The 18480-nt window shown below is 66.1% G+C and carries 16 protein-coding genes and 1 pseudogene; 10 read left to right on the forward strand and 7 right to left on the reverse strand.

Going from position 1 to position 18480, the window contains the following annotated elements; translation table 11 throughout:
- From ACEN9H_RS02080 to ACEN9H_RS02110, 7 genes are all read right to left on the reverse strand, one after another.
- Nucleotides 1-1500 carry a DUF3426 domain-containing protein gene (locus ACEN9H_RS02080; protein ID WP_413673612.1) on the reverse strand — a complete coding sequence of 500 codons (1500 nt, stop codon included), beginning with the start codon at nt 1498-1500 and terminating at the stop codon, nt 1-3.
- A 3-nt stretch (nt 1501-1503) separates the two neighbouring features.
- The gene (gene prmA / locus ACEN9H_RS02085; RefSeq protein WP_413675545.1) at nt 1504-2457 is read right to left on the reverse strand and encodes a 50S ribosomal protein L11 methyltransferase; all 954 of its coding nucleotides are present in this window, start codon (nt 2455-2457) and stop codon (nt 1504-1506) included.
- Nucleotides 2457-3848: an acetyl-CoA carboxylase biotin carboxylase subunit gene (gene accC, locus ACEN9H_RS02090; protein ID WP_056129921.1), complete on the reverse strand. Its 1392-nt coding sequence runs from the start codon at nt 3846-3848 to the stop codon at nt 2457-2459. The genes prmA and accC overlap by 1 nt, the downstream gene beginning before the upstream one ends.
- 73 nt (nt 3849-3921) lie before the next feature.
- Nucleotides 3922-4386: an acetyl-CoA carboxylase biotin carboxyl carrier protein gene (gene accB / locus ACEN9H_RS02095; protein WP_056129930.1), complete on the reverse strand. Its 465-nt coding sequence runs from the start codon at nt 4384-4386 to the stop codon at nt 3922-3924.
- A gap of 86 nt (nt 4387-4472) precedes the next feature.
- Complete coding sequence (gene aroQ / locus ACEN9H_RS02100; RefSeq protein WP_413673613.1) at nt 4473-4910, reverse strand: type II 3-dehydroquinate dehydratase; 438 nt, start codon at nt 4908-4910, stop codon at nt 4473-4475.
- Nucleotides 4911-5016: 106 nt separating this feature from the next.
- Nucleotides 5017-5571, reverse strand: a complete 555-nt coding sequence (locus ACEN9H_RS02105) for a redoxin family protein (RefSeq protein WP_413673614.1) — start codon at nt 5569-5571, stop codon at nt 5017-5019.
- Entirely contained in the window at nt 5564-6193 is a 630-nt protein-coding gene (locus ACEN9H_RS02110) for a hypothetical protein (protein WP_413673615.1), read from the reverse strand. Before ACEN9H_RS02110 ends, ACEN9H_RS02105 begins: the two co-directional genes overlap by 8 nt.
- An 86-nt stretch (nt 6194-6279) precedes the next feature.
- On the opposite strand from ACEN9H_RS02110, the gene mpl reads away from it, so the two are divergent.
- The 10 genes and pseudogenes from mpl to ACEN9H_RS02160 all read left to right on the forward strand — a co-directional run bounded on the left by mpl (nt 6280) and on the right by ACEN9H_RS02160 (nt 18479).
- Complete coding sequence (gene mpl, locus ACEN9H_RS02115; protein ID WP_413673616.1) at nt 6280-7650, forward strand: UDP-N-acetylmuramate:L-alanyl-gamma-D-glutamyl-meso-diaminopimelate ligase; 1371 nt, start codon at nt 6280-6282, stop codon at nt 7648-7650.
- Entirely contained in the window at nt 7647-8267 is a 621-nt protein-coding gene (locus ACEN9H_RS02120) for a YqiA/YcfP family alpha/beta fold hydrolase (RefSeq protein WP_413673617.1), read from the forward strand. The genes mpl and ACEN9H_RS02120 overlap by 4 nt, the downstream gene beginning before the upstream one ends.
- Complete coding sequence (locus tag ACEN9H_RS02125) at nt 8264-8857, forward strand: chorismate--pyruvate lyase family protein (RefSeq protein ID WP_413673618.1); 594 nt, start codon at nt 8264-8266, stop codon at nt 8855-8857. Before ACEN9H_RS02120 ends, ACEN9H_RS02125 begins: the two co-directional genes overlap by 4 nt.
- Entirely contained in the window at nt 8854-10902 is a 2049-nt protein-coding gene (locus ACEN9H_RS02130) for a ribonuclease catalytic domain-containing protein (protein ID WP_413673619.1), read from the forward strand. The genes ACEN9H_RS02125 and ACEN9H_RS02130 overlap by 4 nt, the downstream gene beginning before the upstream one ends.
- A gap of 172 nt (nt 10903-11074) precedes the next feature.
- Complete coding sequence (locus ACEN9H_RS02135; RefSeq protein WP_371767421.1) at nt 11075-11926, forward strand: TonB family protein; 852 nt, start codon at nt 11075-11077, stop codon at nt 11924-11926.
- An 11-nt stretch (nt 11927-11937) separates the two neighbouring features.
- Entirely contained in the window at nt 11938-12759 is an 822-nt protein-coding gene (gene aroE, locus ACEN9H_RS02140; RefSeq protein ID WP_413673620.1) for a shikimate dehydrogenase, read from the forward strand.
- Complete coding sequence (gene mtgA, locus ACEN9H_RS02145; protein ID WP_413673621.1) at nt 12756-13496, forward strand: monofunctional biosynthetic peptidoglycan transglycosylase; 741 nt, start codon at nt 12756-12758, stop codon at nt 13494-13496. The genes aroE and mtgA overlap by 4 nt, the downstream gene beginning before the upstream one ends.
- Before the next feature lie 431 nt (nt 13497-13927).
- A complete protein-coding gene (gene corA / locus ACEN9H_RS02150; RefSeq protein WP_413338091.1) occupies nt 13928-14893 on the forward strand; it encodes a magnesium/cobalt transporter CorA in 966 nt (321 codons plus the stop codon).
- Nucleotides 14894-15030: 137 nt separating this feature from the next.
- Nucleotides 15031-17244 carry a TonB-dependent siderophore receptor gene (locus tag ACEN9H_RS02155; protein WP_413338089.1) on the forward strand — a complete coding sequence of 738 codons (2214 nt, stop codon included), beginning with the start codon at nt 15031-15033 and terminating at the stop codon, nt 17242-17244.
- A gap of 2 nt (nt 17245-17246) precedes the next feature.
- Nucleotides 17247-18479 (forward strand): annotated as a pseudogene (locus tag ACEN9H_RS02160) (PepSY-associated TM helix domain-containing protein).
- Nucleotide 18480 lies beyond the last annotated feature (1 nt).

Consider the following 18480-nt stretch of genomic DNA (forward strand, 5'->3'; position numbering starts at 1 on the left):
TCAAGGATAGAAAACGAAAGTGTGATAACCGGACGGCTGCAGGCCGTCCAGCGTGAAATGCAGTGTGACCGGCTGTTCCGAGTGCGGGCCGAAACCGCCCGCCGGCGGCGTGCCGCGCGGCAGGTAGTCGGCGGGTGCCAGCACCCGGCGCAGCACGGGCTTGTCGCTGGCGTCGGTCAACTCGAGCTCGATGCTGGGCCAGGCCAGCACGAGGCTGCCCTGGTTGCGCAGCAGCGTATTCAATGCGTACGTGTTCGGGCCGAGCGTCGTCAGTTCACCCGTCTCGATGACGAGGTTCTCGGTCTGCGCGGGCAGATCCACGCGGCAGCCCAGCAGGGCGCACGCGCCCGCCAGGGCCGGCTTCAGGCCCGGATGCTGCGCGGCCAACGTGTTGCGGAAGCCCAGCACCGCCTGGGCCAGCAGCAGGAGCAGCAGCACGACGGCGCCCGCGGCCATCAGCATGCGCTGCGTGCGCCCCATGCGTTCCTGGCGGCGGCTGCGCTTGACGAATTCGGGCTCGTCGGCGTCGGCGTCGAGCGCGAGGCGCAGCTTCGGCGGTTCGATCTTCGTCGGCGTCAGCTTGGAGCGCCGCGCGCGCGCGTCGGACGTACGCGCGGCCTTGCTGCGCGCCGGCTTCACCACGGGCGGGATCATCGCCGGTGCGGGCGCGGGCGGTTCGCTCGCGGCTGATGCGCGTAGCGGCAGGAAGGGCGGGGCGTCGGATGCCGGCGCGGGCGGTGCCGGGACAGGCTCGGGCTCGGGCTCAGGTTCCGGCTCGGGTTCAGCCTCCGGCTCCGGCTCCGGCTCGTAATCCGGCAGCGGCTGGGCGACGATTTCCTCGGTCACCGGCAGGTCGAAACCCGGTTCGATGCGGTCCGCGGGCGCGTAGGCGCTCGCTGGCGGCGGTTCGGCGACAGGGTCTTCGGCGGGGGCGGGCTCGGGTTCGGGCTCCGGTTCGGTATCGGGCGCCGCGTGGACGACCGGCTCCAGTTGCGGTTCGACGCGGTCGGCGGGCGCGTAGGCGCTCGCTGGCGGCGGTTCGGCGACAGGGTCTTCGGCAGGCTCGGACTCGGGCTCCGGTTCGGTGTCGGGCGCCGCGTGGACGACCCGCTCCAGTTGCGGTTCGACGCGGTCGGCGGGGGCATAGTCCGCCGCGACCGGCGCCGCTTCCGGCCCTTCTTCAGCCTCGGGCGCGCGCCGCCACACGTGCGCGCGCACCGGCTCGGGCTCCGGCTCGGGCTCGGGCACGTCGTCGGCAGGCTTCGGCAGGATGCCGAGCGGATCGAAGGTGTGGTCGAAGTCGAGGGTGTAGACGGGCAACGCGTCGTCTTCCTGGACGGGCGCCGGCGCGGCCGGCTTGTCCAGGTCGATCAGGTGGGCGTTGCCGTCAAAGATGCGTTGGCAAGACCCGCAGCGGACGATGCCGCCGCGGAGCTTGAGCTGGTCCGCGGCGACGCGGAACGTGGTGTGGCAATGCGGGCACTGGGTGGCGAGCGCCATGCCTTATTTGCTGCCGTCGGCAGTCGCGCGCGGCTCCGGTGCACGTTCTGCGCCGAGCTGCCCGTGAAGAGCGACCCAGCCGTCCTGCTCGGCCCAGACGCCCAGCTTGATGAAAGGCGCGTACGCGGCGGCCACTTCCTCGGCCTGGCGCGCCAGCACGCCCGACAGGATCAGGTTACCGCCCTCGGCCACGCGGCTTGAGAGCATCGGCGCCATCAGCTTCAATGGGCTCGACAGGATGTTCGCGACGACGATGTCGAAGCGTTCTTCCCCGTGCTTCGACGCGACGAAGTCGTCCGGCACGTAGAAGTCGATCTCGCAGCGGTTGCGTTCGGCATTCAGCTTCGCCGATTCGATGGCCTGCTCGTCGATGTCGACGCCAGAGACTTCAGCCGCGCCGAGCTTCTTCGCGACCATCGCGAGGATGCCCGAGCCGCAGCCGTAGTCCAGCACCGATTTACCGGGTGCCGGGTGGGCTTCCAGCCATTCCATGCACAGGCGCGTGGTCGGATGGCTGCCCGTGCCGAATGCGAGGCCCGGGTCCACTTCGAGGATCAGCGCGTCGGGATCCGGGGCTTCGTGCCAGCTCGGCACGACCCAGATGTTCTTGCCGATGTGGATCGGCTCGAACTGCGATTGCGTGAGGCGCACCCAGTCGGCGTCCGCGACGGAACGGGTCGTGAATGCAGGCGCCTGCTGCAGGCCGATGGCGCTTGCTGCCTCGGCCACGATCGCGGCCTGGTCGGCATCCTCGTCCGTCAGCGCGACGACGCGGCTGTGGTCCCACGCGGCTTCCTTGGGCACCATGCCCGGTTCGCCGAACAGGGGCTTCTCGTCTTCCGTGCCTTCGTCCGCGTCTTCCACCGAGACCGACAGCGCGCCCGCCTCCATCAGGGCATCGGAGAGCCCTTCGGCGTGCTCGCGTGCGATCTCGATGACAACTTCAGTCCAACCCATCATTCAACCTCGGCTTTGGCGCCGATCGCGCCATCCTTCGGCAGGTCCGGCTTGTGGGCCAGCTTCTGCTCCAGGTAGTGGATGTTGGTGCCGCCTTCGATGAAGCGGGCGTCGACCATCAGTTCGCGGTGCAGCGGGATGTTGGTCAGGATACCTTCGACGACCATTTCCGACAACGCGATCTGCATGCGGCGGATCGCCTGCTCGCGCGTAGCGCCATAGGCGATGACCTTGCCGATCATCGAATCGTAGTGCGGCGGCACGTAATAGCCGGCGTACGAATGCGAATCGACGCGGATGCCGGGGCCGCCCGGCGGGTGCCAACTGGTGATGCGGCCCGGCGACGGGGTGAACTTGAACGGGTCTTCCGCGTTGATGCGGCACTCGATCGCGTGGCCCGACAGCATGATGTCGCGCTGGCGGAAGCGCAGGCGCTCGCCGCAGGCGATGCGGATCTGTTCCTGCACGATGTCGATGCCGGTGATCATTTCGGTGACCGGGTGTTCGACCTGCACGCGGGTGTTCATCTCGATGAAGTAGAACTCGCCGTTCTCGTACAGGAATTCGAACGTGCCGGCGCCGCGGTAGCCGATCTTGCGGCAGGCTTCGGCGCAGCGGTCGCCGATCTTCTCGATCAGCTTGCGCGGGATGCCCGGCGCCGGCGCTTCTTCGATGACCTTCTGGTGGCGGCGCTGCATCGAGCAGTCGCGCTCGCCCAGCCAGACGGCCTGCTTGTGCTCGTCGGCGAGGATCTGGATTTCCACGTGGCGCGGATTCTCCAGGTATTTCTCCATATAGACTTCCGGGTTGCCGAACGCGGTGCCGGCTTCCGTCTTGGTCATCGCGACGGCGTTCAGCAGTGCGGCTTCCGTGTGCACGACGCGCATGCCTCGGCCGCCACCGCCGCCCGCGGCCTTGATGATGACCGGGTAGCCGACGCGGCGCGCGGTCTGGATGATCTCTTTCGGATCGTCCGGCAGGGCGCCGTCCGAGCCGGGCACGCACGGCACGCCGGCGCGGATCATGGCCTGCTTGGCCGAGACCTTGTCGCCCATCAGGCGGATCGATTCAGGGCGCGGGCCGATGAAGACGAAGCCCGATTTTTCGACGCGTTCGGCGAAGTCGGCGTTTTCCGACAGGAAGCCGTAGCCGGGGTGGATCGCTTCGGCGTCCGTGACTTCCGCCGCGCTGATGATTGCCGGCATGCTCAGGTAGCTTTGCGCGGACGCCGCCGGACCGATGCAAACGGACTCGTCGGCGAGCTTCACGTACTTGGCGTCCTTGTCCGCTTCGGAGTGCACGACGACCGTCTTGATGCCCATCTCGCGGCAGGCGCGCTGGATACGCAACGCGATTTCACCACGGTTGGCGATAAGAATTTTTTCAAACATGGTAAGTTCGGTGTTTCTTTGAGTGCCGGCAGCGTGCCGGGAGGGCGCGGTCGGACGACCGCGCCGGAGACGTTTAGCCGATCACGAACAGCGGCTGGCCGAATTCGACAGGCTGGCCGTTTTCCACCAGGATCTTGGTGACGGTGCCGGAGAGGTCGGCATCGATTTCATTCAGGAGCTTCATCGCTTCGATGATGCACAGGGTATCGCCTTCCTTCACGGTAGCGCCCACTTCGACGAACGCCGGGGCGCCCGGTGCCGAGGAACGATAGAACGTGCCGACCATCGGCGACTTGACGACGTGGCCGGTCGGTTCGGCCGGTGCGGCCGGGGCTGCCGCGGGCGCGGCTGCCGGTGCCTGGACGGCCGGTGCCGAGTATTGCTGGACGCCTTGCTGCGGCACCATGACCATCTGATTCTGCGGGATTGCCGAGGACTTGACGATGCGGACCTTGCTTTCGCCTTCGGTCACTTCGAGTTCGGCGATATCCGACTCGGCGACGAGGTCGATCAGTGTCTTGAGTTTTCTTAGATCCATGTGAAACCCCTTGGAATTATTTGTTTAAGAGCATACGGCGCGTCGGCGGTAGGTACTTATGCGCGAATGCGTGAAGTTGACGTAGATTAACGTTGTTTCAGCGCGAAGTCGATGGCAAAGCGATATCCATCCACTCCCAGCCCGCAGATCGTGCCCAGCGCGATCGCCGACAGGAAAGAGTGGTGTCGGAATTCCTCGCGCTTGTAAATATTAGAGATGTGCACTTCCACGAACGGAATGTCCACCCCGGCCAGCGCATCGCGCAGCGCCACGCTGGTATGGGTCAAACCGCCCGGGTTGATGACGATCGCATTCACGCCTTCCTCGCGGGCGGCGTGAATGCGGTCGATCAGCGCGCCTTCATGGTTGCTTTGGAAACAGACGATCTCCGCCCCGGCTTCCCGTGCCTGGGCGGTGGCGGCCTGCTCAATGTCGGCCAGCGTCGTCGCGCCGTACACCGCAGGCTCACGCGTCCCCAGCAAATTCAAATTGGGGCCATTGAGCAGCAGTAGCTTTTTCGCCATATTCAACCGTCTGTTTGCCCGAAAGACAGGCATTTTGCCGCCAACGTTACGTGTTGGCAAGCGATATAAAGAAGTCGGAAAATAAGTGAACGACCGTTCACTCGAACTACAACTTGGCCAGGTCGGCGCGCACCTGATCGAACTTCAGACGGCCCAGGTAAGTCTTGCGGACCTGCCCATCTGCGCCGATCAGCACCGTAAATGGCAGCCCGCCGTTCGCGTTGCCGAGGCCGCGCGCGAGGTCGGTGCCACCCATGCCGCCTACGTACAATGGGTAGGAAATCTTGATTTTGCGGGCAAACTCGGCGAGGTTCGTGGGCGAATCGATGCCGATGCCGATCACATTGAAGTGCTTGCCGCCGTCCTTGGCCGCCAGTTCCGACAATTCCGGCATCTCCGACACGCACGGCGCGCACCACGATGCCCAGAAGTTGACGAGCAGCGGCTTGCCCTTCCACTGGGCGAGCGGCTGCGGCTTGCCGGCCAGGTCGTTCAGCGAGGTCGCATACAGATTCGTCACCGCCGTATGCGGGCGGCCGTCCGTGTGTGCATAGGTCGTCGTCAGCGGACCCTTGGCGTCCTGCTTCACGCCGGCGATGGCACCGAGAACCGTAAAGGCGGCGGCCAGGATCACATAACCGGCCAGGTGTTTCTTATTCATCGTGTTCGAGAGAGTCGTTGTTCATCAGGGTGCGGAGCGTGGCAGCATCGGCGCGCTGCAGGCTGCCGTCCGCGCGGGTTTTCAGCGCACCGCGTAAATCGTTCATATCATAAAGCTCGGCGTGCACCATTTCTTTTTGCCACGTGAAGCTTACCGTTTCTACCGGATCGTGGCGTCCCCCTTTGAAGTGGGGAGTTTCGGAAATCTCGATATTGACATTGCGATTCAACAGCCAGATTTCGACTTCCTTGGCGCTGTCGGCAAATAATTGCAGGTGGATGTCGTCATGTTCGCCCGCCGTTCCGTTCAAAACCGCACCGGTAATATACGGACGGAATTCGGCCAATTGGTCCATCACTTCCAGCGCTGCCGCACGCAAGTGCTGCAGGCGCGCGGCCTGCGCCGGGCCGAGGAACAATGCCTGGTAGCGGCGCACTTCGTCTTCGACTTGCAGATTATCCGGCAGGTAATTAGGAGAAGGGCGGTCGACGCCGAGCACCTGGCGTGCCGCCTTCGTCTTGGCCGTCGAGTAATCGGCCCCATCCTGGGCGATCATGCGGGCGGCCGTCGCAGCGATGCGTGCGCGCACCTGTTGGAGGTCGTCATTTGAATTGGGCATCATGTCCGAGATCATACTCTTGAAAGGAAAATGGCATCGCGTCGGGTAGAATCGCGTATTCGCTATTACAGAGATCCCTTCGGCACGTCATGCACATCCATATCCTCGGCATCTGCGGCACCTTCATGGGCGGCCTCGCGGTGCTGGCCAAAGAGGCCGGCCATCGCGTCACCGGGTGCGACGCCAACGTCTACCCTCCGATGAGCACCCAGCTCGAAGCCCAGGGCATCGAGCTGATCCAGGGTTACGGGCCCGAACAGGTGAACCTGAACCCGGATTTGTACGTCGTCGGCAACGTGATGACGCGCGGTAATCCGCTCGTCGAGGAAATCCTGAACCGCGGCTTGCCGTACGTATCTGGCCCGCAATGGATTGGCGACCACATTCTCCGTAATAAATGGGTGCTCGCCGTCGCGGGCACGCACGGCAAGACGACGACGACCTCGATGCTGGCGTGGATCCTGGAAGATGCCGGCTATTCGCCGGGCTTCCTGATCGGCGGCGTGCCGCTGAACTTCGGCGTGTCCGCGCGCCTGTCGGGCGAAACCGATTCCGACTTTTTCGTGATCGAGGCGGACGAATACGACACGGCCTTCTTCGACAAGCGCTCGAAGTTCGTGCACTACCACGCCAAGACCGCCGTGCTGAACAACCTGGAATACGATCACGCCGACATCTTCCCCGATATCGGCGCCATCGAGACGCAATTCCACCACCTCGTGCGCACCGTGCCCGGCGTCGGGCGCATCGTCGTGAATGGCGACGAAGCGTCGTTGGCGCGCGTGCTGAAGCGCGGCTGCTGGAGCGAGAAGGAAAGTTTCGGCTCGTCCGAAGGCGTGGACTGGAGCCTCGTCGAACATCCGGGCGGGTCCAGCTTCGACGTGTTCTTCAAGGGCGACAAGCAGGGCACCGTCCACTGGGACCTGACCGGCCACCACAACCGCAGCAATGCGATGGCCGCCATCGCCGCCGCGCGCCACGTGGGCGTGCCGCCCACGCAGGCGATCGAGTCGCTGGCCCGCTTCCAGAACGTCAAGCGGCGCATGGAAGTGCGAGGCGTCGTCAACGGCGTGACCGTGTATGACGACTTCGCGCACCATCCGACCGCGATCGCGACGACGGTCGGCGGACTGCGCCAGAAAATCGGGACGTCGGGAAGGATTCTCGCCGTGCTGGAGCCGCGCTCGAACACGATGAAGCTGGGCGCGATGAAGGATGCGCTGCCGGGCAGCCTGAAGGATGCGGACCTCGTGTTCGGCTTCGGCAGCCAGCAGGCGCTGGGCTGGTCGCTGGCCGATGCATTGAAGCCGCTGGGCGCCAACGCGCACAGCTTCGACCAGCTCGACTACATGGTGCAGGCGATCGTCCAGGCCGCGCAGCCGGGCGACCACATCCTTGTGATGAGCAACGGCGGCTTCGGCGGCGTGCACCAGAAGCTGCTGGAGGCGATGGCGGCATGAGCGGGGGCTCGCATCTGCTCTATCTGCACGGCTTCCGCTCGTCGCCGCGCTCGTTCAAGGCGAGGGTGGTGCAGCAGCGGATGGAAGCGGCCGGCCGCGCCGCCGACCTGATCTGCCCGCAACTGCCGGCTTCGCCGAAGGCCGCGATGGACCTCGTCCTCACGCTGGTCGAACGCCATGCCGGCAATCTCGCCATCATCGGTTCCTCGCTGGGCGGCTTTTACGCGACCTGGCTGGCGGAACGCTTCGGCTGCCGCGCCGCGCTGATCAATCCGGCCGTCGATCCCCTGAAAGACCTGGATAAACATGTCGGCATCACGACCGAGTGGCATACGGGCGAGCCGTTCGAATTCAAGCGCGCGTACATCGACGAGCTGGCGGCGCTGAAGGTCGGCACCATCACCCGGCCGGCGCGTTATTTCCTGCTGGCCGCCACGGGCGACGAGGTGTTGGACTACCGCGACATGGTTGCGCATTACGCGGGCGCGCACCAGCACGTCATCCAGGGCAGCGACCACGCAGTGTCGGAATTCGAGCAGTATGTCGATGAGGTGCTGGCGTTCTGCCTGACGGATCATCCAAACGAAGGCGACGCCGGATCGGACCAGCGCCAGTGAGGCCCGCGTCGCTGCGCCGGGCCCGCTGGCTGGCGCATTCGGCCGGCGTGGGCGCGCCGGCCGTCATGCGCGACTGGCTGACGACGCCGGGTTCGCTGACGGCGCGCCTGATCGCGCACAGCCGGCAATTCCGGGTACAGAAACTGCGCCAGGCGGGCAATGTCTGCCTGGCGGACGAGGCCGACGCGATCGGCCTGGCGCGGCCCCGGCGCGTGTGGGAACGCGAGGTGCTGCTGCGCTGCGACGGGCAACCGGTCGTGTACGGCCACACCGTCGTGCCGATGAGTGCGAGCGCGAGCGACTGGCCCCTGTTTTCGGCGCTGGGCGAACGTTCGCTCGGTACCACGCTGTTCTACGATCCGCGGGTCACGCGCGGGGCGCTCGAATTCGCGCGGCTGCGTCCCGGCCATCCGCTGGTGGCGCGCGTGCATGCCGCGCTCGGCCGGAACGCGCCGGTGCGCGACACTTATTTTGCGCGGCGCTGCGTGTACCGCCGCCGCCAGGGACTGCTGCTGGTCACCGAGGTCTTCCTGCCCGAGGTGCTCGATCTCGAGGCGACCGCATTTAATATGAATACGAATACAAAATGAACTTATTTTTCGAAGAGTCCGGCGATTTCAAGGTCGGCACCGTGCTGTCGCAGGCGGGCGAGGCCTACCAGGTCGAAATGCCGAGCGGGAAGCGTACGAAGGTCAAGGCGCGCGACGTGATGCTGCAGTTCGACAAGCCGGACCCCGCCACCCTGCTGGAGCAGGCGAAGGTCGTCGCGGCGGACGTCGATCTGGAATTCCTGTGGGAAGTCGCGGGCCAGGAAGAATTCGGATTCGCGGAACTGGGCGCCGAGTACTTCGGCCACGCGCCGCTGGCGTTCGAAGCGGCCGGCCTCGTGCTGGCGCTGCACGGCGCGCCGATCTATTTCTACAAGAAGGGCCGCGGCCGCTACAAGGCGGCGCCGGAACAATCGCTGCGCGCGGCGCTGGCCGGCATCGAAAAGAAGAAACAGCAGGCCATCGTGCAGGCCGCGTATGTCGAGGAACTGAAGGCCGGCACGCTGCCGCAGGCGATGCAGCCGCTCGTCCAGCAACTGCTGTTCAAGCCGGACAAGAACAGCATCGAATTCAAGGCGCTCGAGACGGCCGCCGACGAGCTGCAGACGACGGCCCCGCGCCTGATGCTGTCCACGGGCGGCATCGCGTCGGCGAAAGAGCTGCACATGGGCCGCTTCCTGTTCGAACATTTCCCGCGCGGCGCCGGCTTCCCGCCCGTCGCGGTGCCGACCCCACCGGCCGACCTGCCGCTGGCGAACGTGGCCGCGTTCTCGATCGACGACGTGACGACGACCGAGATCGACGACGCGTTCTCCGTCGAGAAGCTGGATGACGGCACCGTGCGCGTGGGCATCCACATCGCGGCGCCGGGCCTGGGCATCCGTCCGGACGACGCCATCGACAAGATCGCCCGTGCGCGCATGTCGACCGTGTATATGCCGGGCGACAAGATCACGATGCTGCCGGACGACGTCGTCGACGCCTACACGCTGGCCGAGGGCAACGACTGCCCGGCGTTGTCGTTGTATGCCGTACTGGATCCGGCCACGTGGACCGTGCTCTCGACGACGACCCGCGCCGAGCGCGTGCCCATCAAGAACAACCTGCGCCACAACGACCTCGACGACGTCGTCAACGAGGAGACGCTGAACAAGGGTGAAGGCGACTACCCGCACAAGATGGAACTGGGCCTGCTGTGGCAGTGGGCGCTGCAGCTGGAAGCGGGCCGCATGAAGAAGCGCGAAGCGTTCGGCCTGAAACCGGAACAGGCGAACCGCGTCGACTTCAATTTCTACGTCGAGGACGACGTCGTCACGATCGTGCGCCGCAAGCGCGGCGCGCCGCTGGACAAGATCGTGGCCGAGCTGATGATCTTCGCGAACAGCACGTGGGGCAAGCTGCTGCACGACTGCGGCGTGCCGGGCATCTACCGCTCGCAGGGCCCGGGCGCCGGCGGCTGGGCCGCCAAGATGCAGGTGCGCATGGTCACGCACGCGGCGCCGCACCAGGGCCTCGGCGTCGATCAATATGCCTGGTCGACGTCGCCGCTGCGCCGCTATACGGACCTCGTGAACCAGTGGCAGATCCTCGCCTGCGCCAGCAATGGCGTGACGGCGCCGCTCGTCGCCCCGTTCAAGCACCGCGATGCGACCCTGTTCTCGATCGTCTCCGCGTTCGACGCCGCGTACTCGGCCTATAACGACTTCCAGCAGAACATGGAGCGTTACTGGTGCCTGCGCTGGCTGGCGCAGGAACATGCGAAGCAGGTCGAGGCCGTCGTGCTGAAGGACGAGGTGCTGCGCCTCGTCGAGATCCCGCTCGTGATCCGCCTGCCGGGCATGCCGCAGGCGGCGCGCGGCGCGCAGGTCCGCCTGGACATCGTGCGCTGGGACGAGGTCGACCTGTCGCTGGAGGCGCGCCTGCTCGAAGTTGCGGCCGTCGCGCCGGAAGCGGCCGAGGAGCTGGGCCTGGACGAGGAAGAAGACACGGGCGAGGCGGCGGCTGCGGAAGCGGCCGAAGCCGAGGGCGCGGTCGCCGTTACCGATCCGGAAACGCAGACCGACGTCACGGGCGAGCAGGCTGCGTGATGTGTGACTGACACCGATCGTTGAAACGTCGACAATATCTTGTTGCATCAACGGTCGGGTCTTTCCACAAGGCTCGCAATGAGGGCAGCCTGCACGGTAGAATGGGGAGTTCCATGACCCCAACCGTCCCACCCCGCAGCGCGTGAACACCCTCCGACACAACCGTCCCCTGATGATCGCCATCGCCTTCTCGGTGCTGGCGCACGCCTCCCTGCTGGCGGTCCGTTTCGCCGCGCCGGACGCGTTCCGGCTGCAGCCGGCCGATCCGGGCCTGGAGGTCATCCTGGTCAACGCCAGGCATGCGCGCGCCCCGGTCAAGGCGGACGCGCTGGCCCAGGCCAACCTGGACGGCGGCGGCAACGCCGACGCCGGCCGCGCCCAGTCGCCCCTGCCGGACCTGCGCAAGGTCGAGAATGGCGACAGCATCAAGGCCCTGCAGCGCCGTATCGCCGAACTGGAACAGCAGCAGAAAAGCGTGCTGACGAAGATGCGCCAGTCGCAGTTCAACAGCGCGCCCGTGGCCGAGCAGACGAAGCCCGACCCCAGCCGCACGGGCGAGGACAACCTGGACTCCACCAGGGCCATCGCGCGCATGACGGCCGAGATCACCCAGCGCATCGCCGACGAGAACAAGCGCCCGAAAAAGACGTTCATCAGCCCCAGCACGCGCGAGGTCGGCTACGCCATGTACTACAAGGCGATGCAGAAGCGCGTGGAGGAGGTCGGCACCTTGAACTTCCCGCAGCAGAACGGCAAGAAGCTGTACGGCGAACTGGTCGTCTACATCCCGATCTTCCAGGACGGCACGCTGTACGAAAAAGAAGGCGGACCGCGCATCGAACGCAGTTCCGGCAATCCGGCGCTGGACAAGGCGGCGCTGGCGATCGTCCGCCGCGCCGCGCCGTTCGGCAAATTCCCGGCCAATATGCGCTCGACCGACAAGGACGATCTCTGGATCGTCGTCACCCGCTTCAAATTCACCCGCGAAGAAAAGCTGCAGGCCGAACTGCGCGGCGAAGGATAACAGGAGACTCCATGACCGATAAATATTGCGTGATCGGCAACCCGATCGCCCACAGCAAATCGCCGGACATCCACGCCGCGTTCGCGGCCGCGACCGGCCAGGACATCGCGTACGAACGCTGCCTGGCGCCGCTGGACGGTTTTGCGGACACCGTCCGCGACCTCGTGGCGCAGGGCTACCGCGGCGCCAACGTGACGCTCCCCTTCAAGCTGGAAGCGGCCGCGCTGGCCAACCGGCTGGAAGCGCGGGCGCGCCTGGCCGGTGCCGTCAACACGCTGCGCTTCGAAAATGGCGAGATCGTCGGCGACAACACGGACGGTCCGGGCCTCGTCGCCGACATCGTCAGGAACGCCGGCGTGCCGCTCACCGGCAAGCGCGTCCTGCTGCTGGGCGCGGGCGGGGCGGCGCGCGGCGTCATCCTGCCGTTCCTGAACGAGAAGCCGGACGCGATCGTGATCGCCAACCGCACGCGCGCGACAGCCGATGCGCTCGTTGCCCACTTTGCCGATCACGTGGCGTACTCGGGGCAGATCAGCGCCTGCGGGTTCGCCGACATCGAGGGTGCGTTCGACGTCGTCGTCAACGCGACGTCGGCCAGCCTGTCGGCCGACCTGCCGCCCGTGCCCGCGTCGGCCTTCCGTGCGGGGACGCTGGCGCTGGACATGATGTACGGGAAGGAGCCGACGCCGTTCATGGCGTTCGCGGCCTCCCACGGCGCGGCCGTGCGCGATGGCCTCGGCATGCTGGTCGAGCAGGCGGCGGAAGCGTTCTTGACGTGGCGCGGTGTGCGGCCGGAGACGTCGGCCCTGCTGGCCCGCATGCGCGCATCATGAGCGGCATCGGCACGCTCAAGACGGGGGCGCCCGCGCGCGCAAGAACCGGCGGGCGGCGCTGGCTGAAGTGGATCATCCTCGGGCCGCTGCTGCTCGTCGTCCTGCTGCAGCTGTATTTCTTTGCGATGGTGTGCTGGTGGACGCAGTTCAACCCGTCGTCCACGAGCATGATGCGCCAGCAGCTGTCGGCGCTGCGCGAGCAGAATCCGAATGCGAAGCTGGAACAGGTGTGGGTGCCGTACGCGCGCATCTCGAACAACCTCAAGCGCGCCGTGATTGCATCCGAGGACGCCAATTTCAGCGAGCACGACGGCGTCGACTGGGATGCGCTGGAAAAGGCGTACGAGCGCAACAACAAGAAGCACCGGGTCGTGGGCGGCGGCTCGACGATCACCCAGCAGCTGGCCAAGAATTTGTTCCTGTCCGGCTCGCGCAACTACCTGCGCAAGGGCCAGGAGCTGGTCATCGCCTACATGCTGGAAGCGGTGATGGACAAGGAACGCATCCTGGAGATCTACCTGAACGTGGTCGAATTCGGCCGCGGCGTGTTCGGCGCCGAGGCCGCGGCGCGCCATTATTTCCGCATCCCGGCCGCCAACCTGAACGCCGCCCAGGCCGCCCGCCTAGCGGTGATGCTGCCGAACCCGCGCTACTACGACCGCCACCGCGACACCAGCTACCTGGCACGCCGCACGGCGATCATCCAGCGCCGCATGAACGCCGCGGAATTGCCTTAAACCGGGGTCAGAGCCCAGTTTTTGGCAATAGCTCAAGAACATGTTGAATCGGCTGGCGCATCGCCGGCCAAGTTTGCTCAGGATATTTCCAAAAATCGGGCTCTGACCCCGGTTTTGCCTGGTTTATACCCCAATTCGGGGTCAGAGCACATTTTTCTCGCAATTCGGGGTCAGAGCACATTTTGATACTCGGTGCTCGGCCCTTTTTTTGCCTTTTGCGCAGCAGCCTCAAGACGTTTCGTGGCGTGGGCGCTCCAATCATTACCTTCTAACCATTGCCAAAAAAAGTGCTCTGACCCCGAATTTGCGGCGAAAGTGGACCTGACCCCGAATTTGGGAATTTGCCTGGGAAAACGTGCGTTCGGACTGGCCGGTCTCAGGGCTTACAGGTACACTTGCGCTGTTTCCGAATCCGGCCGAGAAAGCAGCGCATGATCAACGTATTTGTCCTACAAAATGGCCGACTGAACCAGATACCCATCGCGTCGCGCGCCGATCTGGAGAACGCGCCTGCCGTCTGGGTCGACCTCCTCGACCCGACCGACGAGGAGCGCGCCTGGGTCAAGTCGACCTATGACGTGATCCTGCCCGGCGAGGACGAAGTCCAGGACATCGAGGCGTCCGCGCGCTACTACGAAGCGGAAAACGGCGACCTGCACCTGCGCACCGACTTCCTGCGCGAGGAAGAGGACGGCCCGTCGCGCATCGTGACCGTCGCGTTCATCCTGGCCAAGAAGATCCTGTTCTCGGTCCACACGGACGACCTGCCCGTGTTCCGCCTCGTGCGCCTGCGCGCGCGCTCGCGGCCCGGGTCGATCGAGGACTACATGGACGTGCTGCTGGACCTGTACGCGACCGACGCCGAGTACTCGGCCGATGCGCTGGAAGGCATTTACGAGAGCCTGGAAGACGTCAGCCAGCGCGTGCTGCAGAAGGAATTCACCGACCAGGACGCGGCCTCCGCGCTGAATGCGATCGCCCACGAGGAAGACTTGAACGGCCGCATCCGCCGCAACATGATGGACACGCGCCGCGCCGTCAGCTTCCTGATGCGTGGCCGATTGCTGAACGCGGAACAGTTCGAGGAGGCGCGCCAGATCCTGCGCGACATCGAATCGCTCGACGGCCACACGTCATTCCTGTTCGACAAGATCAACTTCCTGATGGATGCCACCGTCGGCTTCATCAACATCAACCAGAACAAGATCATCAAGATCTTCTCGGTGGCCTCGGTCGCGTTCCTGCCGCCGACCTTGATCGCCAGCATCTACGGCATGAACTTCGAATTCCTGCCGGAACTGCACTGGCAGTTCGGCTACGGCTGGTCGCTGGGCCTGATGGTCGTCAGCGCGATCGCGCCGTTCCTGTACTTCCGCCACCGCGGCTGGTTGAAGTAATCCCCGACATGTTCCCGTGATCCCGTGCGCCGGCCCAGCCGGCAGCGCAGATATGCGTTCGTCTCATTGTCGTTGACTCATTAAATGAGAATCATTATCATTCGCGTTCAATATTAGATCCAGAACGGAGTGATTCGATGGCCATGCATGCGCGCGCCGCCCGGCGTATTCCACCCAACCGCCTCGCGGCCGCCGTCGCGCTTGCCTTGCCGCTGCTGGCCGAGGCCGCCGCCGATGATCCGGTCGACGCACCGGTCCAGCAGGTGCAGATCAGCGCCACGCGGCTCGGCGAAACGACCGAGGGGACCGGCTCGTACACGACGGGCAAGGACCGGACGGCCGTGCCGCTGACCCTGTCGCTGCGCGAGACGCCGCAATCCGTCACGGTGGTGACGCAGCAGCGCATCGAGGACCAGGGCCTGCTCACCGTGACGGACGTCGTCAACAACGTGACGGGCGTGTCCGTGAACCAGTACGAGACGAGCCGCGCCGGCTTCACCGCGCGCGGGTTCGACATCGACAACCTGCAGATCGACGGCGTGCCGACGACGTGGGAACAGTCGTGGAGCGCGGGCGAGGTGCTGGGCAGCCTGGCGCTGTACGACCGCGTCGACGTCGTGCGCGGCGCGACGGGGCTGATGACGGGCGCCGGCAACCCGTCCGCCGCCATCAACCTCGTGCGCAAGCATGCGACCGGCAAGACCCTGGCCGGCACGGTGGAAGCGGGCATCGGCCGCTGGAACCAGCGCCGCCTGCTGGGCGACGTGACGACGCCGCTGACGCGGGACGGCAGCGTACGTGCCCGCTTCGTCGGCGAGTACACGGATGGCGACAGCTGGGTGTCGCTGCTGTCGAACCGGAACAAGACCGCGTACGCGACGATCGACGCGGACCTGGGCCGCTCGACCCTGCTGCAGGTCGGGATCAGCCGCCAGGAAACGCAGGCGAACGGCCCGATGTGGGGCGGCCTGCCGTACTGGCATTCGGACGGGTCGAAGACGGACTGGGACGTCTCGAAGACGTCGGCCGCGGACTGGACCCGTTGGCCGACCTCGTACGACAGCGCCTTCGTCAACCTGGAACACGGTTTCGCCAACGGCTGGAAGGTCAGGGCCACCGCCAGCCGGGGCGACCGCCGGTCCGATTCCTACCTGCTGTACCTGTCGGGCGTGCCGGACCGCGCGACGGGCGAGGGCCTCGCCGCCTTCGCCGGCTCGTACGCGACCCGCACGAAGCAGGACAACGCCGGCCTGCACGCGAGCGGTCCGTTCGAACTCGCCGGCCGCACGCACGAAGTGGCGTTCGGCGTGCTGCACCAGAAGCAGACCTTCGTCTCCAACAGCCGCGCGGCCGATTTCGGCACGGGCGCCGGCGTGCCGGGCGTCGGCGACTTCAACGCGTGGACGGGGACCGCGTACCGGCAGCCCGCGTGGAGCGCGCCGACGTTCTACGAAAGCAGCGCGACGAAGCAGGCCGCGCTGTACGGCGTGGCGCGCTTCTCGCTCGCCGATCCGCTCACCCTGATCGTGGGCGCCCGCGTGACCGACTATGAAAAGTCGGGCCGCGGCCTGTACACGGCCGCGTACGACATCAGGCACGAGCGCGAAGTGACGCCGTACGCGGGCGTCGTCTACGACATCGACGGGACGTATTCCGTGTACGCGAGCTACACGGACATCTTCCAGCCGCAGAACCTGAAGGACATCGACGGCAACATGCTCGACCCGATCGTCGGCACGAGCTGCGAGGCGGGCGTGAAAGCCGAATTCCTCGACGGCCGCCTGAACGGGGCGTTCGCCGTGTTCCGCGCGAAGCAGAACAACCTGGGCCAGGAAGCGGGCCTCGTCGACCGCGACGGCAGCGGCCCGCTGGCGCCGGAGACGTATTACCGCGCGGCCGCCGGCGCGACGAGCGAGGGCATCGAGTTCGATGCGTCCGGCGAACTGGCGAAAGGCTGGAACGTGACGGCCGGCTACACGCAGTACCGCGCGAAGGATGCGGCCGGCGCGGACGTCAACAGCGTCTATCCGCGCCGCCTGTTCCGCGTCTTCACGACGTATCGCCTGCCGGATGCGTGGAGCGCGTTGAGTGTCGGCGGCGGCGTGAACTGGGAAGGCCGCACGTACACGGTCGACCCGGGCGCCCCCGCCGGCACGAATGGCCTGATCGAGCAGTCGCCGTTCAGCGTCGTCAACCTGATGGCCCGCTACGACATCACGCGGCAGCTGTCGGCCCAGCTGAACGTCAACAATGCGTTCGACCGCAAGCATTTCGGCATGTTCTCCGCGTACGGCGCGATCACGTACGCGGCCCCGCGCAGCACGACCCTGACGCTGAAGTACGCGTTCTGACCATGCGCGCGACCTGGACCCTCATCCACCGCTGGTGCGGCCTGCTCACGGCGGCCTTCCTGTTCGTCAGCGGGATCACGGGCGCCGTGATCTCGTGGGACCACGAGCTGGACGACCTGCTCAACCCGCACCTGATGGAAGCGCATACGCCCGGCACGCCGCGGGATCCGCTGGCGCTGGCACGCCAGGTCGAGGCGCGCCATCCGGACGTGCGCGTGTCGTAAGTGCCGCTGCATGCGCAAGCCGGGAAATCGCTGGCGCTGGGCGTGGCGCCGCGCATCGATCCCGCCACGGGCGCCTTGAGGTCGCCCGGCTTCAACCAGGTCTTCGTCGATCCGGTCAGCGGCGTCGAACTGGGCCGGCGCGAGTGGGGCGCCGTGTGGCCGATCAGCCGCGAGACGTTTGTGTCCTTCCTGTACCGCCTGCATTATTCGCTGCATCTGCCGGACCGCTGGGGCATCTGGCTGATGGGCGCCATCGCGGTGGTGTGGACGCTCGACTGCTTCGTCGGCTTTTATCTGACCTTGCCGGTGCGGCGCCAAACCGCCAACCCCGGCAAGTCGTGGTGGCAGCGCTGGCGCCCGGCGTGGATGGTGCGCTGGCGCGGCGGCGGCGCGAAACTGAATTTCGACCTGCACCGCGCGTTCAGCCTGTGGACGTGGGTCGTGCTGTTCGTCCTCGCCTTCACGGCCTTTTCGCTGAACCTGTACCGCGAAGTGTTCTATCCCGTGATGCAGACGTTCACGCAGGTCACGCCATCGCCGTTCGACACCCGCGTGCCGGCCGACCTGCAACACCCGGTCGAGCCGCGCGTCGCGTTCGGCGACGTCGTCGCGCGCGCCGGCACGGAAGCGCGCCGGCGCGGCTGGGATGCGCCCGTCGGCAGCCTCTATTATGCGCAGGAGTACGGCATCTACATGGTGAGCCTGTTCGCGCCGGGCGACGACCACGGCACGGGCGGCGTCGGCCCCGCGCTGCTGTATTACGACGGCCTGGATGGCCGCCTGCTGGGCGATCGCCAGCCGTGGAAGGGGACTGCGGCCGACATCTTCGTGCAGGCCCAGTTCCCGCTGCACTCCGGCCGCATCCTCGGGCTGCCGGGACGGATCCTGATCTCGTGCATGGGACTCGTCGTCGCCATGCTGAGCGTGACCGGCGTGATCATCTGGTGGCGCAAGCGGGCGTCGCGCGCCGTGAACGCGCGGCGCGTGAAGGCGGTGCCGGTCGAGACCTGAT

Origin of the sequence: Massilia cellulosiltytica (genome assembly GCF_047325105.1) — a bacterium.
Taxonomy (GTDB): Bacteria; Pseudomonadota; Gammaproteobacteria; order Burkholderiales; family Burkholderiaceae_D; genus Telluria; species Telluria orientalis.

What these genes read in the sequence shown, in the direction of transcription:
- ACEN9H_RS02080 (WP_413673612.1), bottom strand. Translation starts at nt 1,500, where the DNA reads ATGGCGCTCGCCACCCAGTGCCCGCATTGCCACACCACGTTCCGCGTC.
- prmA (WP_413675545.1), bottom strand. Translation starts at nt 2,457, where the DNA reads ATGGGTTGGACTGAAGTTGTCATCGAGATCGCACGCGAGCACGCCGAA.
- accC (WP_056129921.1), bottom strand. Translation starts at nt 3,848, where the DNA reads ATGTTTGAAAAAATTCTTATCGCCAACCGTGGTGAAATCGCGTTGCGT.
- accB (WP_056129930.1), bottom strand. Translation starts at nt 4,386, where the DNA reads ATGGATCTAAGAAAACTCAAGACACTGATCGACCTCGTCGCCGAGTCG.
- aroQ (WP_413673613.1), bottom strand. Translation starts at nt 4,910, where the DNA reads ATGGCGAAAAAGCTACTGCTGCTCAATGGCCCCAATTTGAATTTGCTG.
- ACEN9H_RS02105 (WP_413673614.1), bottom strand. Translation starts at nt 5,571, where the DNA reads ATGAATAAGAAACACCTGGCCGGTTATGTGATCCTGGCCGCCGCCTTT.
- ACEN9H_RS02110 (WP_413673615.1), bottom strand. Translation starts at nt 6,193, where the DNA reads ATGATGCCCAATTCAAATGACGACCTCCAACAGGTGCGCGCACGCATC.
- mpl (WP_413673616.1), top strand. Translation starts at nt 6,280, where the DNA reads ATGCACATCCATATCCTCGGCATCTGCGGCACCTTCATGGGCGGCCTC.
- ACEN9H_RS02120 (WP_413673617.1), top strand. Translation starts at nt 7,647, where the DNA reads ATGAGCGGGGGCTCGCATCTGCTCTATCTGCACGGCTTCCGCTCGTCG.
- ACEN9H_RS02130 (WP_413673619.1), top strand. Translation starts at nt 8,854, where the DNA reads ATGAACTTATTTTTCGAAGAGTCCGGCGATTTCAAGGTCGGCACCGTG.
- ACEN9H_RS02135 (WP_371767421.1), top strand. Translation starts at nt 11,075, where the DNA reads ATGATCGCCATCGCCTTCTCGGTGCTGGCGCACGCCTCCCTGCTGGCG.
- aroE (WP_413673620.1), top strand. Translation starts at nt 11,938, where the DNA reads ATGACCGATAAATATTGCGTGATCGGCAACCCGATCGCCCACAGCAAA.
- mtgA (WP_413673621.1), top strand. Translation starts at nt 12,756, where the DNA reads ATGAGCGGCATCGGCACGCTCAAGACGGGGGCGCCCGCGCGCGCAAGA.
- corA (WP_413338091.1), top strand. Translation starts at nt 13,928, where the DNA reads ATGATCAACGTATTTGTCCTACAAAATGGCCGACTGAACCAGATACCC.
- ACEN9H_RS02155 (WP_413338089.1), top strand. Translation starts at nt 15,031, where the DNA reads ATGGCCATGCATGCGCGCGCCGCCCGGCGTATTCCACCCAACCGCCTC.